This is a genomic window from Stenotrophomonas sp. 1L-E-5-B-C3, assembly GCF_057292075.1.
On sequence record NZ_JBXAWS010000031.1, the window covers coordinates 1 to 19,926 of the forward strand.

Below are 19,926 nucleotides of genomic sequence, written 5' to 3' on the forward strand. Positions count from 1 at the left end.
GACCGGGGTTGGGCGTCCTGCCCAACCCGCCCGAGGCATGCCTCGGGCCCATGCGGCTCACGCCCCCGCAACCGGACCCACCCCGCCTTCGACAGGTTCCCGCTGCTGTTGGTGGGTGCCGACCGTTGGTCGGCACGGGATCGAATCGATTGGAGGGTGCCTTTGTAGAGTCGAGCCACGCTCGACTGCTCTTTGCGTGCAGATCGGGCACAAGGGGGTCAGAGCCGTTTCCCGTTGGGAAACGGATCCGACCCCGCGCGGCTCAGGCGCCGCTGGCCACCGGGCGGGTGCTGTCGCTGACCCAGCCGCTCCAGGAATCGGCATAGATGCGTGCGCCGGACAGACCGGCCGCTTCCATCGCCAGCAGCAGGTGGCAGGCGGTCACGCCGGAGCCGCACATCAGCACCACCTGCTGCGGATCGCGGTTACCGATCACGCCCTGCAGTTCGGCACGCAGTTCCTGTGCATCGCGCAGGTGGCCGTCGACTACGTTCAGCGCAAACGGACGGTTGACCGCACCGGGCACATGACCGGCGACCGGGTCCAGCGGCTCCACTTCGCCGCGGAAGCGCTCGCCTGCGCGTGCGTCGACCAACCAGCCCGGCGCATGCTTCAACCGGGCGGTGATTTCATCGGCATTGGCGATCTGGGTGGTGTCGAAACGGCCCGGGTAAGCCGGCAGCGCCGCTACTTCGCCCTGGCCGGTTGCCAACGCGTGACCTGCGGCCTGCCAGGCGGCGATGCCACCGTCGAGCACGGCCACCTTGCTGTGCCCGATCAGGCGCAGCAGCCACCACAGGCGCGAGGCGGCCATGCTGCCATCGCTGCCGTCGTAGACCACCACCTGGGTGTCGGGACCGATGCCCCACTGGCCGAGCTTCGCGGCGAAGGCATCGCTGTCCGGCAGCGGGTGACGGCCGTGGTCGCTGCGGGTCAGATCCGACAGGTCCCGATTGAGGTCGGCATACACCGCGCCCGGAATATGCCCCGCGAGGTACTGGCCGCTGCCGGCCTGTGGATCGGCCAGCGAGGAACGCGCATCGACCACGCGCACGGCTGTACTGGCGGTGGCACGTGCATCGACCACGCGCACACCTTCGCCCAACACTGCGGCCAGGGTGGCGACATCGACAAGCGTGGTCCACGGCGGATCGATCGGCTTCATTGCACTTGCTCCAGGCGGCGACGCAGGTTGTACAGGATGGCCGCGGTTGCCCCCCAGATACGCTGGCCCGGCCAACCGTACTCGAGGACATGGCGGACGCGGCCGCGATGATTGATTTCGACCTGGCGCAGGTTGTCGGCGGCCATCAGGTAGTCCAGCGGCACCTCGAATACCTCGGCCACTTCGCTGGGCTGCGGCACCGGCACGAAATCCGGATCGACCACCGCCACCACCGGGGTGACCCGGTAGCCTGTGATGGTCACGAACGGATCGAGATAGCCCAATGCCTGCACCTGGCCGGGGGCCAGTGCGATCTCTTCCTGGCTCTCGCGCAGTGCGGCGGCCAGTGCATCGCGGTCATCGGGTTCGGTACGGCCACCGGGGAATCCGACCTGACCACCATGCGTGCGCAGGGTTTCGGTGCGGCGGGTGAGGATCACCTGTGCACCGTTGGCGCGCGGCACGATACCGGCCAGCACTGCCGCTTCCACCGGCGGTCCCGGCGGCAAAAGGTCGATCAGTTCGCTGCGGTTCCAGCCATCACCCGCAGGGGGATCGGCCAGCGGATGCAGGGCGCGCATCAGGCGGTGATGGTCGGCCAGTGAGCCGCGCAGGGATTGCTGGAGCTGTTCGCGCAATGGCTGCACGCGATGCAGGATGCGACTGCGTTCGTCGTCACTCATCGACGACCACCGTGCGATCTCATCGAGATGCCGCCCGCAGCCGGTGCACTGCCGGTCTGGATCCAGCTTGCACACGCCGATGCAGGGACTTGCGACAACACGCGCCGTTTCTTCCATTGTTTGCACTCGGCAACAGTAGCGCGATTACGCTGGATTTGCGCGGATTGAAGATGCGGCGCGCGGCATGCTGGCCGCGAGGCGGACCGTGAACGGTAGAGTCGACTGTCAGTCGACTCTGCAACCGCGCGCAAACAAAAACGCGCCGGTGGGATCACCGGCGCGTTGATGTTGACGCTGTTTCTTACTTGACGCTGACCAGCTTGATCTCGAACTGCACAGCCACGTTCGGCGGGAACGGGGTGCGCGGGTCGGCACCGTAGGCCTGGTCCGGCGGCAGGGTGACTTCCCACTTCGAGCCTGCCGGCATCTGCAGCAGGGTCTCGCGCATGGCCTTCATTTCGACTTCGCTGACCTTGATCGACGGAATCTGCTGGGCCGGGCGGGCTTCGGTCGGGCGCTGGCCGTACGGGAACGGACCGGCCACTTCCAGCTGCACGGTGCTGGCCTGGGTCGGCTTGGCGCCCTTGCCGGCTTCGACCACGCGGTACTGGACGCCGCTCGGCAGGGACTGCACGCCGGCCTTGGCCTTGTTCGCCGCGATGAACTGATCGCTCTTGGTCTTGTTTTCGGCAGCAGCCTTTTCGTACTCGGCCTTGGCAGCCTGGGCACGGCCCTGCTCGCGCTTCTGGAACGCTTCAACGGCCGGCTTCAGCTGCTCGGCGGTGATGGCCGGCTGCTTCTTGGCGTAGGCGTCCTGCAGGCCCTTCACCACCGAGTTGATGTCCAGCTGCTCACCGCGACCGGTCAGCTCCGCCAGGTTGTTGCCGTAGTCGTAACCGAAGTAATAACTCAGCTTGCCCTTCTCGGACGCGATGTCCTGGGCGAAGGCATTGCCCGTCAGGGCCAGGGCCGCGACGGCGACCGCGATAGAACGCAACTTCATCAAACAGTTCTCCAGGGGTGGTAACTCAGGGACGTTCTGCGCCGCCCTGAGGCGACGGGTTAGGATAACGGGCGCAACGTGTAACCGCTACTCACGATGCAGGCTAAGACCCGTCTGCGTTTGCAGAGTTCAATATCACTATTTTTTAACGTTTCTGGAGTTTCCCCGTGGCAGATGCCCTGATCGCTGTCGCCGACGACGGCGCCATCCGCACCGTGACCGTCCAGCGCCCGGACAAGCTCAACGCCCTGAACGCCGCGACCCTGCAGGCCCTGGCCGAGGCGTTCAGCGCCGCCGCCGCCGACCCGGAGGTACGCGTGGTGGTGCTGACCGGTGCCGGCCCGAAGGCCTTCGTGGCCGGTGCCGACATCGCCGAAATGAACACACTCAGCGCGGTTCAGGGACGTGATTTCTCGCTGCTGGGCCAGGCCCTGATGCGCCAGATCGAACGCATGCCCAAGCCGGTCATCGCCCGCGTGAACGGCTTTGCGCTGGGCGGCGGCCTGGAACTGGCCATGGCCTGCCATCTGCGCATCGCCGCCGATACCGCCAAAGTCGGCCAACCGGAAATCAACCTCGGCCTGATTCCCGGCTTCGGTGGCAGCCAGCGCCTGCTGCGCCTGTGCGGCCGCGCCGCCACCCTGGAGCTCTGCCTGCTGGGTACTCCGATCAACGCGGCGCGCGCGCTGGAACTGGGCATCGTCAACGAGGTGGTGCCCGCCGACGCGTTGGACAACCGCGTGCAGGACATCGCCCGCCAGTTGGCACGCTCGGCGCCGCTGGCCCTGCGTGGCCTGCTCGACGCAGTGCACGTGGGCGGCGAATGCAGCCTGGATGCCGGGCTGGAGTACGAGAGCGCGCAGTTCGGCCTGCTGTTTGCCACCGAGGACATGCGCGAAGGCACCAGCGCCTTCCTGCAGCGCCGTCCGCCGGCCTTCCAGAACCGCTGACGCCATGGCATCCCGACCCAACCCCGCGCAGCTGTTCGCCCGGGTCCAGGCAGACGATCTCGATGGCGCCCTGCAGGCCGGACTGATGGACTATGTGGCCCGCGCCGGCGACGAGCAGTTGCTGCCCGGCCACCCGGAGCTTCCACAGCGCCTGCGCCAGGCCCAGCAGCAGCTGCAGAATGCCTGGGCCGCACGCGAACGCTACCGCACCCGTGCCGTGCGTCTGGCGCGACGTGAGGCCGAACGCGAAGCAAGGCGCACGCCCGCCGCAGCACCGGACGTGAAGCCCGCGCTGCCCGCTGCGGCGGCCGCGATTCTCGCCCGGGCCAAGGCCCGCGCCACCGGCAAGGAACAGTAATGGCCACTGCGAAGAAGACCGCGCGCGCACCGGCGCGCCGTGGCAGCGTGATGCCGCGCGCCGACGTGGTGGAGATGTTCACCCGGCTGCGCGAACTCAACCCGCACCCGAAGACCGAGCTGGAATACAGCTCGCCGTTCGAACTGCTGGTGGCGGTCGCGCTGTCGGCGCAGGCCACCGACGTGGGCGTCAACAAGGCCACGCGCCGGCTGTTCCCGGTGGCCAACACGCCGGCGAAGATCCTCGCACTTGGCGAGGTCGGACTGAAGCAGTACATCGCCACCATCGGTCTGTTCAATGCCAAGGCGAAGAACGTGATCGCCACCTGTGCGATCCTGCTGGAAAAGCATGGCGGTGAAGTGCCACGTGATCGCGACGCGCTGGAAGCGCTGCCGGGGGTGGGCCGCAAGACCGCCAACGTGGTGCTCAACACCGCGTTCGGTGAACCGGTGATGGCGGTGGACACGCATATCTTCCGCGTCTCCAACCGCACCGGCCTGGCACCAGGCAAGAACGTGCGCGAAGTGGAAGACAAACTGGTGAAGGTGATTCCGGCCGAGTTCCTGCTCGACGCGCATCACTGGCTGATCCTGCACGGACGTTATGTGTGCAAGGCGCGCAAGCCGGATTGCCCGGGCTGCGTGATCGCCGACCTGTGCCGGTTCAAGGAAAAGACCACTGCCGAGGCGTGACCGCGTTCGTGGTGTGACAAAACGAAGACGGCGGGCGCAGGGCCCGCCGTCTTCGTTTGCAGACAAGGTGCTTCAGGTGATCAGAACGACAGGTCGCCCCAGACGCCGAATTCCTTGGTCTTGTCGTTCTTCTTGTCGCCGGCGTTGGCCAGGTGCGTGTACTTGTACACAGTCGACAGCTTGAGGTTCTTCATGACCGGGAACTCGACACCGACGTTCCAGTACTTGTCGCTCAGGGTCGGGTCCAGGGTCTTGCTGACGTCGGTGTCATCGTAACGACCGAACACGTTGATGCCGCCGTCGGTGACGCGCACGCTGCCCCACACCGACCAGCCGCTGGTCTTGTCGGTAGCAACGGTCATCACGTTGTTGAGGTTCTTGGCCTGGAAGTACTCGCCACCGACGCGGAAGTCGCTGCTGGCGTAGGCGACCATCGCGTTGGCGCGGGTGTAGGTGTTCTCGGCGCTCTGGATGTCCGTTTCCTTGCCCAGCTTGCCGCTGTAGCCACCGACGGCAACCACGAAGTTCTCGTTCGGGGTATAGGCCGCGCGGCCTTCCACGTCCATGCCCTTGCTGCGGGTCGGGTTCTTGTAACCGGCGCCGGACACGACCGAGACCGCGTAGTTGAAGTTGTTGCCCAGGTTGCCGAAGCCATGCAGGCCCCAGTCGGACGAGTTGCCGTACTTCAGGCGATCGGTCAGGGTGTTCTCGACATAACGCATGCCGTAGAACTTCTCGACGTACGGAATCCACGGCATGTCGGCGGCACCGACGCGCAGGTTGAAGGCCGGGTCGAAGCTGCCCTGCACGTAGGCCTTCTTGACGAACAGTTCGGTGTTGCCGATGGCCGAGCTGTACTGGAAGTCGGTGGTCAGGTTGGCCGACCAGATGTCGTTGAACTTGTGGTCGACGGTCAGGTAGAAGCGCTTGACGTCCAGACCGGTGCCGCTGGCGGCGGTGTCCTTGCCGTTGCTGGTCTTGTCGATGTTGGTCAGGTCGAAGAACATGCGACCGCCGATCTTGTTGTCATTGACCAGCTTGGCCAGCTTGTCGACGCTGGTCTGGGTCTTCTGTGCACCTTCCAGAGCCTGGGCCTGGGTGATGTTCACTTCGGACTGCGCGTCAGACTGTGCCTGCAGCGCCTGCGAATCGTTCTGCAACTGCTGGACCTGGGCCTGCAGGGCAGCGATCTGCGCCTGCAGCTGCTGCAGCTGTGCCTGGGATACGCCCGTGCTGGCGGGAGCTGCGAAGGCGTCGGCGGAAACCAGACCGAGGCTTGCAACGACCGCGGCGGCGAGCAAATGGGAACGCATTTTGGATTTCTCCAGAGGGTTGGAATGGCTTGGGCAGAACGCCACGCCGGCAGGCCGGTCAAGCGTTTTGCGAACATTCCGTTAAAACCATGACAGCCGAATGACAACTTGAGCACCAACCACAGATTTCTTCATGCGGTCATGCGTACGACTCATTTGCCGCCACATCCTTGTCGATCCCTTGCCGCATATGGCGTCACGTATCAGCGTCTCGACCCGGGCCGACCGCCGCGCAGCCCTCACCTGCATCGATGGTTTCGTGCGGATGACGCGGCATCACTGCGGAATGCCAGGCCGGGATGGCATTGACGACCACAGCGGGCAGGCCATCAGCGACATATAGAACGTGATCGCAACCGGGCCAGGCCCGTCTCCTGCGCATTGGTCATCACGTTGCCCGCAGCACTTAGAACCTTCACGCCCCTGGCTGTGCGGGCGCCGGGCAGCGCTGTAACGGTTGCGTCATACAACGGTCCCTGCGCTGTCATCGAACCGTTATGGAATGTGCGCCGGGCGGGTAACCCCGCATCCCAATCAACCCAGGAGCCACCCCGTGATCCACGCCTTCAAGTCGCGCGTTGCCGTTGCCGTCTTCGCAGCGTCGTCCGTGTTCGCCGCCAACGCCGCTGAAATCACCGGCGCGGGCGCCTCGTTCATCTACCCGGTGATGTCGAAGTGGTCGGCCGACTACAACGCCGCCACCAGCAACAAGGTCAACTACCAGTCGATCGGTTCCGGTGGTGGTATCGCCCAGATCAAGGCCAAGACCGTTGATTTCGGCTCCTCCGACGCCCCGCTGAAGCCGGAAGAACTGGCCGCTGCGGGCCTGGCCCAGTTCCCGTCGGTGATCGGCGGCGTGGTGCCGGTGGTCAATGTTGCCGGCATCGCCCCGGGCGCGCTGAAGCTGGACGGCACCGTGCTGGCCAACATCTTCCTGGGCAAGATCAAGACCTGGAACGACCCGGCCATCGCCGCACTGAACCCGGGCGTGACCCTGCCGAGCGCCAAGATTACCGTCGTGCACCGTTCGGATGGTTCGGGCACCACCTTCAACTTCGTCAACTACCTGTCCAAGGTCAGCCCGGAGTGGAAGAGCTCGGTCGGTGAAGGCACCTCGGTCCAGTGGCCGGCCGGCATCGGCGGCAAGGGCAACGAAGGCGTTGCCGCTTACGTGAAGCAGATCAAGGGCGGCATCGGCTACGTCGAACTGTCCTACGCGCTGCAGAACAAGCTGTCGTACACCGCGATGAAGAATGCCGCCGGCCGCTTCGTGCAGCCGAGCGACGCCTCGTTCGCCGCCGCTGCTGCCAGCGCCGACTGGGCCAGCGCCAAGGACTTCTACCTGGTGATGACCAATGCCCCGGGCGCCGAGTCCTGGCCGATCACCGCAACCAACTTCATCCTGGTGCACAAGAAGCCGAAGAACCCTGCCAACGGCAAGGCCACCCAGGAGTTCTTCCGCTGGGTCTACAAGAGCGGCGACACCCAGGCCCGCCAGCTGGACTACGTGCCGCTGCCGGACAGCCTGGTGCGCCAGATCGAGACCTACTGGACGCAGAACCTGAAGTAAGCGCGTTCCCCCGCAGGAACGGGATCGGCGGGTCCTCTCTCCCCCGCCGATCCCACCCGGGCGCGAGATCCTCGAGATCTCGCGCTCTTCTTGTTTTTGGGGGTCGGTCGTGAAGAGCGTTTGCGCCTTCGCTGATCCGTGGGTGAGTCGGTGGGCCAGGGCGTGCAGGACACGCCGTAAACCCTTCCTTGGGGGCTCGGCCACGGCATCCATGCCGTGGACGGTCCTGCACGCCCTGGCCCACCGCCTCTCGACAGTTCATCGGGGGCGCGGTGGGGTCATGGAAGGCAAGAGCGGGAGCAAAGGCAAGGGAGTTTGTAGAGCCGAGCCCATTCTCGGCTGGGTGCTGGAGCGTGCGGACCAACGGTCCGCACCTACCGAGGGCAAGGAGTCCGCACCTACCGAGGGCAAAGAGCAGTCGAGCCTGGCTCGACTCTACAAGGGCCAACCGACCGTCATGGTCGGTGCGCAGATCGGGGGTCCCCGGGGGCCCGCGGAATCGGGGCCAACCCCGTGAAACCCTTGTCAGAACGTGATCCAGGACACCTCTGTCATCGTCGTAATACGGCTGTAACAAAAACATCATTTCATAGCCGCATCCGCCGACGCCGTCGGCTCTACCCCGCTATGGAGTGACCATGAAACTGCACTCGGCCGGCCTCGCCGCCCTTTCCCTAGCCATCGCCCTGGGCCTGTCGGCCTGCGGTGGCGACAAGCAGGCCGCGCAGCAGCCGGCTGCCGACGGTGCCGCCGCCCCGGCCGCTGCCGGTGCCAAGGTGACCGCCGAAGTGTCCGGCGCCGGCGCTTCCTTCATCTTCCCGCTGGTGTCCAAGTGGTCGGCTGACTACAACGCCAGCACCGGCGCCAAGATCAACTACCAGTCGATCGGCTCCGGTGGCGGCATCGCCCAGATCAAGGCCGGCACCGTCGACTTCGGTTCCTCCGACAAGCCCCTGAGCAGCGAAGAGCTGGCCCAGGCCGGCCTGGCGCAGTTCCCGTCCGCCATCGGCGGCGTGGTGCCGGTGGTCAACATCGAAGGCCTGGAAGGCGGCAAGCTGCGCCTCAGCGGCGCCCTGCTGGCCGACATCTTCCTGGGCAAGGTCAAGACCTGGAACGACCCGGCCATCGTCGCCGCCAACCCGGGCGTGAAGCTGCCGGACGGCAAGATCACCCTGGTCCACCGTTCGGACGGTTCGGGCACCACCTTCAACTTCTCCAACTACCTGTCCAAGGTCAGCCCGGAGTGGAAGACCAAGGTCGGCGAAGGCACCTCGGTGCAGTGGCCGGACGGCGTCGGTGGCAAGGGCAATGAAGGCGTCGCTTCCTACGTGAAGCAGATCAAGGGCTCGATCGGCTACGTCGAACTGGCCTACGCGCTGCAGAACGGCATGCCGTACACCGCCATGCAGAATGCGGCCGGCAACTGGGTCGAGCCGAGCGCGGAAACCTTCGCCGCTGCGGCCGCCAGCGCCGACTGGGCCAGCGCCAAGGACTTCAACCTGGTCATCACCAACGCCCCGGGCGAGCAGGCGTGGCCGATCACGGCCACCAACTTCATGCTGATGCAGAAGCAGCCGAAGGACGCCAAGCGCAACCAGGACACCCTGGCCTTCTTCAAGTGGGCCTTCGAGAACGGCCAGGCCCAGGCCAACGAGCTGCACTACGTGCCGCTGCCGGCCGACCTGGTCAAGCAGATCGAGGCCTACTGGGCGACCGACCTGAAGTGATGGACATGACGGTGCCCGCCCCGCGCGGGCACCGCCTCTGCCACGCCGTGCCGCCCCGCCCCTTCCTGGCCCCGCCGTCCCCATGAATGCCATCGCCCAGCCTGTAGCCGCCCCGTCCACGCGTGACGCGCGTGATGCCCGCAACGACAAACTGTTCCGATGGGTGCTGGTCGGCACCGTCATCTTCGTCCTCATCGCCCTGGCCTGCGCCGCGCTGTCGATGCTGTGGGGCGGCCGCCATGCCCTGCAGATGCAGGGCCTGAGCTTCTTCTTCTCTGCCGACTGGAATCCGGTCGAAAACAAGTTCGGTGCCCTCGCCCCGATCTACGGCACCCTGGTCACCGCCGCCATCGCGATGGTCATCGCCGTGCCGGTCAGCTTCGGCATCGCCTTCTTCCTGACCGAAGTCGCACCGCGCTGGCTGCGTGGCCCGGTCGGTACCGCCATCGAACTGCTGGCCGGTATTCCCTCGATCATCTACGGCATGTGGGGCCTGTTCGTGCTGGTGCCGGTGATGACCGAGTACGTCACCCCGTTCCTCAACGAAACCCTGGGCGAAATGCCGATCATCGGCCCGCTGTTCCAGGGCCCGCCACTGGGCATCGGCATGCTCACCGCCGGTTTCGTGCTGGCCATCATGGTCATTCCGTTCATCTCCTCGGTGATGCGCGAAGTGTTCCTGACCGTGCCGACCCGCCTGAAGGAATCGGCCTATGCGCTGGGTTCCACCAAGTGGGAAGTGAGCTGGGACATCGTCCTGCCCTACACCCGCTCGGCGGTGATCGGCGGCATCTTCCTCGGCCTCGGCCGCGCCTTGGGCGAGACGATGGCGGTGGCCTTCGTGATCGGCAACAGCGTGCGCCTGTCGCCGTCGCTGCTGGAACCGGGCACCACCATCGCCGCGCTGATCGCCAATGATTTCGGCGAAGCCACTGAAACCTACCGCTCGGCCCTGCTGCTGCTCGGCTTCGTCCTCTTCATCGTCACCTTCGTGGTGCTGGCCATCGCCCGCCTGATGCTGATGCGCCTGTCCCGCAAGGAGGGCAACTGATGTCCAGCACCGCTGATTCGCTGTATCTGCGCCGCCGCATCGGCAATGTCATCGCCATTGCCGCGTCCTGCGCCACCGCCCTGTTCGGCCTGTTCTTCCTGGGCTGGATCCTGTTCACCCTGGCCTCCAAGGGCCTTGCCGGCATCAACCTGGATCTGTTCACCAAGATGACGCCGCCGCCGATGCAGGAAGGCGGCCTTGCCAATGCCTTCTTCGGCAGTGCGGTGATGTGTGCGCTGGCAATCGGCATCGGCACCCCGCTCGGCGTGCTGGCCGGCACCTGGCTGGCCGAGTACGGCAACGCCCGCAAGGCCGGCACCGTGGTCCGCTTCGTCAACGACATCCTGCTGTCGGCGCCGTCTATCGTGCTTGGTCTGTTCGTCTACACCCTGTACGTGATGCAGACCGGCGGCAACTTCTCGGCGTTCGCCGGTGCACTGTCGCTGGCCTTCATCGTGCTGCCGGTGGTGGTGCGCACCACCGACGAGATGCTCCGCCTGGTGCCCTCGCAGATGCGTGAGGCGGCGCTGTCGCTGGGTATCCCGCAGTGGAAAGTGATCGTGCAGGTGCTGTACCGCAGTGCCTCGGCCGGCATCATCACCGGCATCCTGCTGGCGCTGGCCCGCATCTCCGGCGAGACCGCACCACTGCTGTTCACCGCCTTCGGCAACCAGTACTGGAACAACAACATCTTCCAGCCGATGGCCTCGGTGCCGGTGGTGATGAACCAGTTCGCCGGCAGCCCGTATGAATCCTGGCAGGTGCTGGCCTGGGCCGGTGCCCTGGTGCTGACTGTCTTCGTGTTGCTGGTCAGCCTTGCCGCCCGCGGCATCCTGCTGCGCAACCGTATCTCCCATGACTGACCTTTCCGTGGATAACGCCATGAACGACCTTTCCAACGCCGTGCCGATGCAGCGCATCGCCGTGCCGTCCTCGCACGAGAGCCTGCACACGCCGTCGCCGGTGAAGCTGGCTGCGCGTGGACTGGACTTCTACTACGACAAGTTCCATGCCCTGAAGGGCATCAACCTGGAGATTCCGGAAAAGCGCGTGACCGCGCTGATCGGTCCCTCCGGCTGCGGCAAGTCGACCCTGCTGCGCATCTTCAACCGCATCTACGCGCTGTACCCGAAGCTGGAAGCACGCGGTGAGGTGCTGCTGGACGGCGAGAACATCCTGTCGCCGAAGTACCCGATGAACCGCCTGCGCAGCAAGGTCGGCATGGTGTTCCAGAAGCCGGTGCCGTTCCCGATGACCATCTTCGAGAACGTGGCCTACGGCATCCGCCACCATGAGAAGCTGAGCAAGGCCGACATGGCCGACCGCGTCGAGCAGGCGCTGCGCCAGGGCGCGCTGTGGGACGAAGTGAAGGACAAGCTGGGGCAGAGCGCACTGGGCCTGTCCGGTGGCCAGCAGCAGCGTCTGTGCATCGCCCGTGCGGTGGCCCTGCGCCCGTCGGTGCTGCTGCTGGACGAGCCGACCTCGGCGCTGGACCCGATCTCCACCAGCCGCATCGAGCAGCTGGTCGAAGAGCTCAAGCACGAGTACACCATCGTGATCGTCACCCACAACATGCAGCAGGCCGCGCGCGTGTCCGACTACACCGCCTTCATGTACCTGGGCGACCTGATCGAGCACGACCGCACCGAAGTGATCTTCTCGCAGCCGTCGCAGCGGCAGACCGAGGATTACATCACCGGTCGCTTCGGCTGAAACGCCAGTCGACAGACAGACAATGTCAGTCGAGCATGGCTCGACTCTACAAATCACGTCAGTCGAGCGTGGCTCGACTCTACAGAGTGGAATGAACATGAATCTTCCCAACGACCACATCGTCAAGAGCTACGACGAAGAGCAGCAGCGCCTGGTGGCCGAAATCGTGCGCATGGGCGAGATGGCCGTCGCCCAGCTCGAAGCGGCGATGGACGTGATCGAGAAGCGCGACGAGAACGCCGCCCATCGCATCATCGCCAACGACGAAGCGATCGATGCGCTGGAGCAGCAGATCAGCCATGACGTGATGCGCCTGGCGCTGCGTGGGCCGATGGCGCGCGACCTGCGCGAAATCCTCGCCGGCCTGCGCATTCCGGCCGACATCGAGCGCATCGGCGACTATGCGGCCAACGTCGCCAAGCGCTCGATCGCGCTGGGCAAGGTGCCGCCGCTGCCGCAGATCCAGGGCCTGCGTGCGCTGGGCCGCCTGGCCGCGCAGCAGGTCCGCCGTGCCATTGCCGCCTACCGCGACAATGACGCCGACGCCGCGCTGGAACTGCGCGAGGACGACGCCCGCCTGGACGCGCAGTACACCGCGCTGTTCCGCGAGCTGCTGACCTACATGATGGAAGACCCGCGCAACATCACCCCGTGCACCCATCTGTTGTTCATGGCCAAGAACCTGGAGCGCGTGGGCGACCACGCCACCAACATCGCCGAGAACGTATGGTTCCTGGTGCACGGCGAGCAGCCGCTGCCCCCACGTGAAAAGCGCGACGAGACGTCCAGCACCGGCCAGATCTGATACTGCACTGCAACACCGGAGTTGACTCCAAGGTGGCCGCTGTCCTGCTGACAGCGGCCTTTTTGTTTTGGGCGTTCCGGCAGTTCATCCACGCATGGCGTGGCCTACCAGGCCGCTGGTCTCCCCTTCTGTAACAAACCTCACGAAAATTTGAGTTCTTGGCGAGGATTCGTTGAGTAGGATCGCTGCACCATCGCTTCCACCGGCATCCCTGCCGGCTACCCGGGCATCTGCCCACACCACCCAGGAGCACCACCGATGAGCAGTTCCAACAAGACCCTGTCCCTGCTGACTGCTACCGCCCTGGCCGCTGGCCTGGGCATGACCGCCAGCGCTTCGGCGCTGAGCATGAGTGACCTGGCCCAGGGCTATCTGGTTGCTGGCCAGGCCGCCAAGGCCACCACCGATGCCAAGGCAGCGGACACCAAGATGGCCGCTGATGCGACCAAGCACGCCGAAGGCAAATGTGGTGCCGACGGCAAGAGCGCTGAAGGCAAGTGCGGCGCCGACAAGGGCAAGGCCGCCGGTGCTGCGGCAGGCGCCAAGGCCAAGACCGGCGACAAGAAGTCGGCCGAAGGCAAGTGCGGCGAAGGCAAGTGCGGTGCCAAGCACTGACGTCCGCGCGGCCGTCGTCCACCCGCGGTCGCCGCTTCGTGCGGCGGCCGCCGGGTTGGGCCTGCGCCGGGCGCTGCTGCAGGATCTGCGCGACGCGCCGGCCGGTGACTTCGACTTCCTCGAATGCGCGCCGGAGAACTGGATCCATGTCGGCGGCCCAGCCGGTGATGCATTGGCCGAACTGGCACAGCGCCATCCTCTGAGCTGCCATGGCCTGTCGCTGTCACTGGGCGGCAGTGCACCCCTGGATACGCAGCTGCTGGAGCAGGTCGGGAACTTCCTCGACACGCATCGCGTGCCGCTGTACAGCGAACACCTGAGCTACTGCAGCGACGATGGCCACCTCTACGACCTGTTGCCGATTCCATTCACCGACGAAGCCGTGCGCCATACCGCGGCACGCATCGCGCGCGTGCAGGACATTCTCGGCCGCCGCATCGCGGTGGAGAACGTCTCCTACTACCTGGCACCGGAACCGGCGATGGACGAACTGGCCTTCACCAATGCCGTGCTCGCCGAGGCCGACTGCGACCTGCTGCTGGACGTCAACAACGTCTACGTCAACGCCTGCAACCACGGCTACGACGCCGATGCCTTCATCGCCGGGCTGCCCGCAGAGCGCATCGTCTGCCTGCACGTGGCCGGGCACCTGGACGAAGCACCGGACCTGAAGATCGATACCCATGGCAGTGCTGTGATCGATCCAGTCTGGGAACTGCTGGCGCGTACCTATGCATGCATCGGCCCGCGCCCGACCCTGCTCGAACGCGATTTCAACTTCCCGCCCTACGCCGAGCTGCAGGGCGAGCTGCAGACCATCCGCCGCCTGCAGGCCACGCACGCCGAGAAAGCGCATGGCTGATGCTCCCGACAGACTGCGCGCGCAACAGCACGCGTTCACCGCGCACCTGCGTGATCCGCAGGCGGTGGCCGCACCGGTCGGGCTGGAACCACGCCGGGTGGCGGTATACCAGCGACTGCTGTTCAACAACCTGCTCGGCCTGTTGAGCAACGGCTTCCCGGTCTGTGTGCGCCTGCTCGGCGAACCGACCTGGAGCGCGCTGGTCCGCCAGTACTTCGCGACCCATCGCTGCCAAGCGCCACTGTTCACCGAACTGGCCGCCGAATTCGTGCAATGGCTCCAGGCACAGCTGCAGCTGCCGCACCCGGCGTTGGCCGAACTCGCTCATTACGAGTGGGTGGAGACCGCGCTGTACCAGTTGCAGGCTGAGCCGCTGCCGGCACCCGGCGACATCGATCCGCTGCAGGTACCGCTGCAGCGCTCACCCCTGGCGTGGCCGCTGCTGTACCAGTGGCCGGTGCATCGACTCGGTGCCGAGGATGCGCCAATGCAGCCGCCGGCCGAACCGACCGGCCTGCTGGTCCGCCGCGAGGCCGATGGCGAAGTGCGCTTCGCCGTGCTCAGCCCGCTGGCGGTATACCTGCTGTCCAGCATCGGCGAACAACCCGGCCTCGATGGACATACCTATCTGCGGCAATTGGCCGCTGCGAACGGCCTGGCTGAGGAGGCGCTGGCCGGGCCCGGTGCCGTGCTGCTGCAGCAGTTCCTGCAGGCCGGCGTGATCGGCCCGCTCACAGTCCCTGGCTGACGCCCCTTCCCCCACGGAGAACCACCGATGAACCTTCCGACCCTGGCCGCCACGCGTGGCCAGCTGGACCGTCTCGCCCCCTGGTTGGCCCCGCTCGGCCTGCGCCTGCTGCTGGCCTGGGAATACTTCGAATCCGGCCGCGAGAAACTGCGCGGCCAGAACTGGTTCGCCGACCTGCAGGACGCTTTCCCGTTCCCGTTCGACCAGCTGCCGGCCGCGCTGAACTGGCAGCTTGCGACCTGGTTCGAACTGCTCGGCGCGGCCTGCCTGTTGCTCGGTTTCGGCACCCGTTTCGCCGCCGCCAGCCTGCTGGTGCTGACCGTAGTGGCCACCTATGCGGTGCACTGGCCGATGGAATGGAACTCGCTGGCCGATCTCGCCATGGGCTACGCGATCAGCGACCAGGGCTTCGGCAACTTCAAGCTGCCGGTGCTGTTCATGGCCATGTTGCTGCCGCTGATCTTCACCGGTGCCGGCAGGCTGAGCGTGGATGCATGGCTGGCGCGGTGGTCTCCCTCGGGCACGCCTGCGCGGCCAGCAGTCCGGTAATCGCCAACCCTGGTCGGCGCACCGTGCCAACCAAGGTTGGCACCTACCGGAATCCTGAGCGCGCGGTGCCCCGGTAGGTGTCGACCTTGGTCGACACACGCCCGCGCAGGGATCGCATGCACCGAAGGCTGGCCGGGCGCTCAGGGTCGCTCTGCTAGAATTCACGCATGACTGACCCCACCCCCGCACCTGCCGCCGCTCCCGATTCCGCAGTCCCCCAAGCGCAGCGCGCGATGTCACAACGCTTCCGCGGCTTCCTGCCGGTGGTGGTGGACGTGGAAACCGGCGGCTTCGACAGCCAGCGCAACGCGCTGCTGGAAATCGCCGCGGTGCCGATCGAAATGGACGAGAACGGCCTGCTCTACCCCGGCCAGACCGCCAGCGCCCACGTGGTGCCGGCCGAGGGCCTGGAGATCGACCCGAAATCACTGGAAGTGACCGGCATCATCCTCGACCACCCGTTCCGGCTGGCCAAGGAAGAGAAGGCGGCACTGGACCACATCTTCACCCCGGTGCGGGCAGCGATGAAGAAGTACGGCTGCCAGCGCGCGATCCTGGTCGGCCACAACGCTCATTTCGACCTCGGCTTCGTCAACGCAGCGGTGGCGCGGACCGGCCACAAGCGCAATCCGTTCCATCCGTTCAGCGTGTTCGACACGGTGACCCTGGCCGGCATCGCCTACGGGCAGACCGTGCTGGCGCGTGCGGCCACCGCCGCCGGGCTGGGCTGGGATGCCAACGAGGCACACAGCGCGGTGTACGACACCGAGCAGACCGCGCGGTTGTTCTGCACGATTGCCAACGCCTGGCCGCGGTAACCCGTCGCATTCTGTAGAGCCGAGCCATGCTCGGCTGCGCCTTTTGCTGCGCTGCCGGGCGGTAGTCGAGCATGGCTCGACTCTACAGGCCGGCGTCGTTCCATCGATGCATGGTGGCGATTCAATCGCCGCACGGTAGATCCACGCCATGCGTGGATGCGTACCGTCTGACAGGCAATCAACCAATACTCGTACGATCGCGGCCGTCGCTCTTGGCGCGGTACAACGCGCGATCTGCGCGCTGGTACAGCAGTGCCGGGGTACGGTCGTCGGCATCCAGCTCCACCAGGCCTGCGCTGAAGGTCACGCGCAGGCCGTCCACGCCGGCCCAATCCGGGTGGTCGTGGAACAGGCCGCGCAGGCGTGCGCACAGCTGTGCGGCTTCTTCCAGGCGTGTGTCGTTGAGCAGCAGCGCGAATTCTTCGCCGCCGGTTCGCGCCGGCAGGTCCGAGTCACGGCAGGCGGCGGCGATCACCGTTGCCACCTGCACCAGCACCGCATCGCCGATGCTGTGGCTGTGGCGGTCGTTGACGTCCTTGAAGTGGTCGATGTCGAGCACCACCAGGCACAACGGATGGCCACTGCGCTGCGAACGGGCAAAGTCGCGCGCCAGGGTTTCATCGAAGGCACGGCGGTTGGCCAGGCCGGTCAGGGCGTCTTCGCGCGCCTGGCGCTCGAAGGCCTCGGCCTGCCGCGCCAACCGTTCGGCCAGCTCGGTCTTTTCCTGGTTCAGCGCCTGCAGGTGCACGGTCTTGGCCTGCAGGTCGAAAGTGGCCTCGTCCACACGCCGCGCCAGGCGCAGGTTGCTGGCCTTCAACTGCTGCAACAGCAACCGGTACAGCGCCACCAGCGCGGCCAGCAGCAGCAGGCCTCCCAGCGCCTGCACGCTGCGTCGCTGCCACCAGAACGGCTCCACGGTGAAGCTCCACACCGCTTCCTGCTGCGCCCAGCTGCCGCCTGGATGCGCCGCCGCCACGTGCAGGGTGTAATCACCCGGCGGCAGGCCGACGAATTCGACACTGCGCTGTGGGCCACGCTCGACCCAGCCGGCATCCAGTCCGTCCAGCCGGGTGCGGTAGCGGATCCGGTCAGACATCAGGTAGCTCAGGCCGACATAGCTCACCGCCAGCCGGCGGCCACCGGGGATGTAATTTCGCTCGGGGCCTTCCCAGTGCACCGGCGCGCCATCCACCTGCACGCTTTCGATCGCTGCCGGTGGCGAGGGGCGTTCGCGGAAACGCTGCAGGCGCTGCGGATCCACCGTACTCAGGCCACCAGCGGTGACCACCCAGAACGTGCCGTCCTGGCGCAGGATCGCCGAGGGGCTGGAGCTGCCGTTGGCCTGCGCGTTGGCCATACCATCAATCTCGTTGTAGCGCTCCACCACCACCCGCGGCGCGCGCCCGTCGGCAACCGCATTGAGCGTGGCCATGTCGGTGCGCAGCACGCCGCGGTTGCTGCTGATCCAGACGTTGCCCAGGCGGTCCGGCACCAGCTGGAACACCGCGTCCACCGGCATGCCCTGCTCCAGCCCGACCCGCGCCAGCGTTCCGTACTGCCAGCGGTACAGGCCGCGGTCGCTGCTGATCCACATCGCATCGCCCAGCTGGTGGAAGCCGAACACGCTGCGGCCTCCCCCCAACGGTGCCAGGTCGATCGACTGCACGCGGTTGCCGCGCAGCACGCGGATGCCTTCGATGGTGCCGATCCACAGATTGCCCTGGTGGTCATGCTCGAGCGCGGTGATCAGGCCGCTGGGCATGCCCGGCACGCTCGATACCTGCACACGGTCGCCGTCGATGCGTACCACCCCCTTCTGCGTGCCGGCCCAGACCACGCCCTGCGGGTCGACGCTGATCGCACGGATGTTGCCGCCAGGCATGCCGTCGGCCGCTGCATAGGTGTGGCGCAGGCGACCATCGCGGCCCAGCCGGTAAACGCCATCGCCGAAGGTGCCGACCCACAGATCGCCGTCCGGGCCCTGCGCCAGGCTCAATACCGACGGTGCCTTGCCACCGCGGTTGTGCAGCGGCACCGCGCGGAAGCGACCGTCCGCCGCCTGCAGGTCCAGGCCGCTGGCACTGCCCACCCACAGCTGGCGGTCGCGATCCTCGAACACAGTGCGCACGTAGTCGCCACTGAGCCCATCGCGCTCGGTGTAGCTGCTGAACAGCGTTTCGCGCAAGCGGTACAAGCCGCCGTTGGCACCGACCCAGATGCTGCCCTCGGCATCCTCGCGCAGGCTGACCACGCGTCCGCCCGGCAGGTTCAGGCCAGCCGGCAACCGCTCCAGGCCATGTGAGGAGATGCGCAGCAGCCCCTGGTTCTCGGTGCCCAGCCACAGGTCGCCATGGCGGTCCTGCAGCATCGAGGTCAGATGCAACTGGCCCGGCAGGCGATGCACCAGCACCAGTTGATCGTCCTCCACGCGGTACAGGCGCTCGCCGGCGACGATCCACAACGCACCATCCGGCGCCCGGTACGGCCATGACAGGCCACTGCCCGCGCCCAGTCCCCAGGCCGCCGGCGCACGCTTGAGCACGCCATCGTTGTCGCGCAGCACCAGCCCGTCGAGCGTGCCGATCCAGACCCGGTCCTGTGCATCGACCACCAGCTTGGTGAAGCTCATCGCCAACGGCAGGTCAGCCGCCGGTGCCTGGTAGACGATGCCCTTGTCCGCGACCAGGTAGCCGATGCCCTTGCCCTCGTACAGCAGCCACAGCCGCCCCTGGCTGTCCATCTGCATGGACTGGATCAGCACCTGCGGGGTACCGGCCTGATGCTCCCAGACCCGCCACTGGCCGTCGTTGCCGCGATGGCTGACGTTGCCGCGTGAATCACTGATCCACAATCCGCCCTGGCGGTCGACCAGCAGCGCGCCGATGCCGTTGTCGCGCAGTCCCGGTCGGGTACTGCGGTCGAACACGGTGAAATCCAGGCCGTTGTAACGCACCAGGCCTTCCCAGGTGGCAAACCACAGGTGGCCTTCAGGGGTCTGCGCGATGTCCCGGAGCGAGTTGTGCGGCAGGCCGTTGCGCGAGGTCCAGACGTCGATGGCGTAGTCGCGCAGCGGCGGTGCACCCTCCTGCGCCACGGCCGGCAGGGACAGCACCAGCAGCAGCCACAGCAGGCCCTGCCGCAATGCCCGACCGAATCCCGTGCCACAGCGCTCCACCCAGCGCCCGTTGTCCCCCTGTCCGCCCATCAGCGCAGCGGCGGTGGCCAGGTGCGGCTGCCAGGCCTGGCAGCGTGCGGGAACGGCCGGGCAGCGTGGAACGGCATGCCGGCGGGTACGGGCTGGCTC

At 66.4% G+C, this 19,926-nt stretch carries 19 protein-coding genes; 14 read left to right on the forward strand and 5 right to left on the reverse strand.

Annotation, left to right across the window (positions count from 1 at the left end; all coding sequences use genetic code 11):
* Positions 1-262: 262 nt before the first annotated feature.
* The 3 genes from AC0Z6F_RS21845 to AC0Z6F_RS21855 all read right to left on the reverse strand — a co-directional run bounded on the left by AC0Z6F_RS21845 (position 263) and on the right by AC0Z6F_RS21855 (position 2,851).
* Complete coding sequence (locus AC0Z6F_RS21845) at positions 263-1,165, reverse strand: sulfurtransferase (protein WP_485618530.1); 903 nt, start codon at positions 1,163-1,165, stop codon at positions 263-265.
* Positions 1,162-1,965 carry a CoA pyrophosphatase gene (locus AC0Z6F_RS21850; RefSeq protein WP_012510554.1) on the reverse strand — a complete coding sequence of 268 codons (804 nt, stop codon included), beginning with the start codon at positions 1,963-1,965 and terminating at the stop codon, positions 1,162-1,164. Before AC0Z6F_RS21850 ends, AC0Z6F_RS21845 begins: the two co-directional genes overlap by 4 nt.
* A 184-nt stretch (positions 1,966-2,149) precedes the next feature.
* Positions 2,150-2,851, reverse strand: coding sequence for an FKBP-type peptidyl-prolyl cis-trans isomerase N-terminal domain-containing protein (locus AC0Z6F_RS21855; protein WP_004151465.1), 702 nt, complete (start codon positions 2,849-2,851; stop codon positions 2,150-2,152).
* Between the two features lie 167 nt (positions 2,852-3,018).
* On the opposite strand from AC0Z6F_RS21855, the gene AC0Z6F_RS21860 reads away from it, so the two are divergent.
* From AC0Z6F_RS21860 to nth, 3 genes are read left to right on the forward strand one after another with little or no spacing between them, the layout of a single operon-like run.
* On the forward strand, positions 3,019-3,801 hold the full coding sequence (locus AC0Z6F_RS21860) for an enoyl-CoA hydratase/isomerase family protein (RefSeq protein ID WP_485618533.1): 783 nt from the start codon (positions 3,019-3,021) through the stop codon (positions 3,799-3,801).
* Between the two features lie 4 nt (positions 3,802-3,805).
* Positions 3,806-4,159, forward strand: a complete 354-nt coding sequence (locus tag AC0Z6F_RS21865; RefSeq protein WP_485618535.1) for a hypothetical protein — start codon at positions 3,806-3,808, stop codon at positions 4,157-4,159.
* Entirely contained in the window at positions 4,159-4,851 is a 693-nt protein-coding gene (nth, locus tag AC0Z6F_RS21870; RefSeq protein WP_100434348.1) for an endonuclease III, read from the forward strand. Before AC0Z6F_RS21865 ends, nth begins: the two co-directional genes overlap by 1 nt.
* An 80-nt stretch (positions 4,852-4,931) precedes the next feature.
* Here the strand turns inward: nth and AC0Z6F_RS21875 are convergent, their stop codons facing one another.
* Positions 4,932-6,164, reverse strand: a complete 1,233-nt coding sequence (locus tag AC0Z6F_RS21875; RefSeq protein ID WP_004151438.1) for a porin — start codon at positions 6,162-6,164, stop codon at positions 4,932-4,934.
* Between the two features lie 553 nt (positions 6,165-6,717).
* On the opposite strand from AC0Z6F_RS21875, the gene pstS (AC0Z6F_RS21880) reads away from it, so the two are divergent.
* The 11 genes from pstS (AC0Z6F_RS21880) (at position 6,718) to rnt (ending at position 16,622) form a co-directional block, all read left to right on the forward strand.
* Positions 6,718-7,734 (forward strand): phosphate ABC transporter substrate-binding protein PstS, encoded by a 1,017-nt coding sequence (gene pstS / locus AC0Z6F_RS21880; RefSeq protein WP_485618538.1) that lies wholly within the window; start codon positions 6,718-6,720, stop codon positions 7,732-7,734.
* A 638-nt stretch (positions 7,735-8,372) separates the two neighbouring features.
* Positions 8,373-9,461 (forward strand): phosphate ABC transporter substrate-binding protein PstS, encoded by a 1,089-nt coding sequence (pstS, locus tag AC0Z6F_RS21885; RefSeq protein ID WP_065722382.1) that lies wholly within the window; start codon positions 8,373-8,375, stop codon positions 9,459-9,461.
* An 82-nt stretch (positions 9,462-9,543) separates the two neighbouring features.
* Positions 9,544-10,512, forward strand: coding sequence for a phosphate ABC transporter permease subunit PstC (gene pstC, locus AC0Z6F_RS21890; protein WP_065722383.1), 969 nt, complete (start codon positions 9,544-9,546; stop codon positions 10,510-10,512).
* The gene (gene pstA, locus AC0Z6F_RS21895; RefSeq protein WP_004151398.1) at positions 10,512-11,375 is read left to right on the forward strand and encodes a phosphate ABC transporter permease PstA; all 864 of its coding nucleotides are present in this window, start codon (positions 10,512-10,514) and stop codon (positions 11,373-11,375) included. Before pstC ends, pstA begins: the two co-directional genes overlap by 1 nt.
* Positions 11,376-11,394: 19 nt before the next feature.
* Positions 11,395-12,225: a phosphate ABC transporter ATP-binding protein PstB gene (pstB, locus tag AC0Z6F_RS21900; protein ID WP_005408788.1), complete on the forward strand. Its 831-nt coding sequence runs from the start codon at positions 11,395-11,397 to the stop codon at positions 12,223-12,225.
* 91 nt (positions 12,226-12,316) lie between these two features.
* Positions 12,317-13,030 carry a phosphate signaling complex protein PhoU gene (phoU, locus tag AC0Z6F_RS21905; RefSeq protein ID WP_136638638.1) on the forward strand — a complete coding sequence of 238 codons (714 nt, stop codon included), beginning with the start codon at positions 12,317-12,319 and terminating at the stop codon, positions 13,028-13,030.
* 258 nt (positions 13,031-13,288) lie between these two features.
* Positions 13,289-13,645 (forward strand): hypothetical protein, encoded by a 357-nt coding sequence (locus AC0Z6F_RS21910; protein WP_012510548.1) that lies wholly within the window; start codon positions 13,289-13,291, stop codon positions 13,643-13,645.
* The gene (locus tag AC0Z6F_RS21915) at positions 13,632-14,507 is read left to right on the forward strand and encodes an HvfB family MNIO-type RiPP peptide maturase (RefSeq protein ID WP_485618542.1); all 876 of its coding nucleotides are present in this window, start codon (positions 13,632-13,634) and stop codon (positions 14,505-14,507) included. The genes AC0Z6F_RS21910 and AC0Z6F_RS21915 overlap by 14 nt, the downstream gene beginning before the upstream one ends.
* On the forward strand, positions 14,500-15,255 hold the full coding sequence (locus AC0Z6F_RS21920; RefSeq protein WP_485618544.1) for an HvfC family RiPP maturation protein: 756 nt from the start codon (positions 14,500-14,502) through the stop codon (positions 15,253-15,255). Before AC0Z6F_RS21915 ends, AC0Z6F_RS21920 begins: the two co-directional genes overlap by 8 nt.
* Before the next feature lie 27 nt (positions 15,256-15,282).
* A complete protein-coding gene (locus AC0Z6F_RS21925) occupies positions 15,283-15,804 on the forward strand; it encodes an HvfX family Cu-binding RiPP maturation protein (protein ID WP_485618546.1) in 522 nt (173 codons plus the stop codon).
* A 167-nt stretch (positions 15,805-15,971) separates the two neighbouring features.
* A complete protein-coding gene (gene rnt / locus AC0Z6F_RS21930) occupies positions 15,972-16,622 on the forward strand; it encodes a ribonuclease T (protein ID WP_014036542.1) in 651 nt (216 codons plus the stop codon).
* A gap of 178 nt (positions 16,623-16,800) precedes the next feature.
* On the opposite strand, the gene AC0Z6F_RS21935 is transcribed toward rnt, so the two are convergent.
* Positions 16,801-19,827 (reverse strand): two-component regulator propeller domain-containing protein, encoded by a 3,027-nt coding sequence (locus AC0Z6F_RS21935; RefSeq protein WP_485618549.1) that lies wholly within the window; start codon positions 19,825-19,827, stop codon positions 16,801-16,803.
* Positions 19,828-19,926 lie beyond the last annotated feature (99 nt).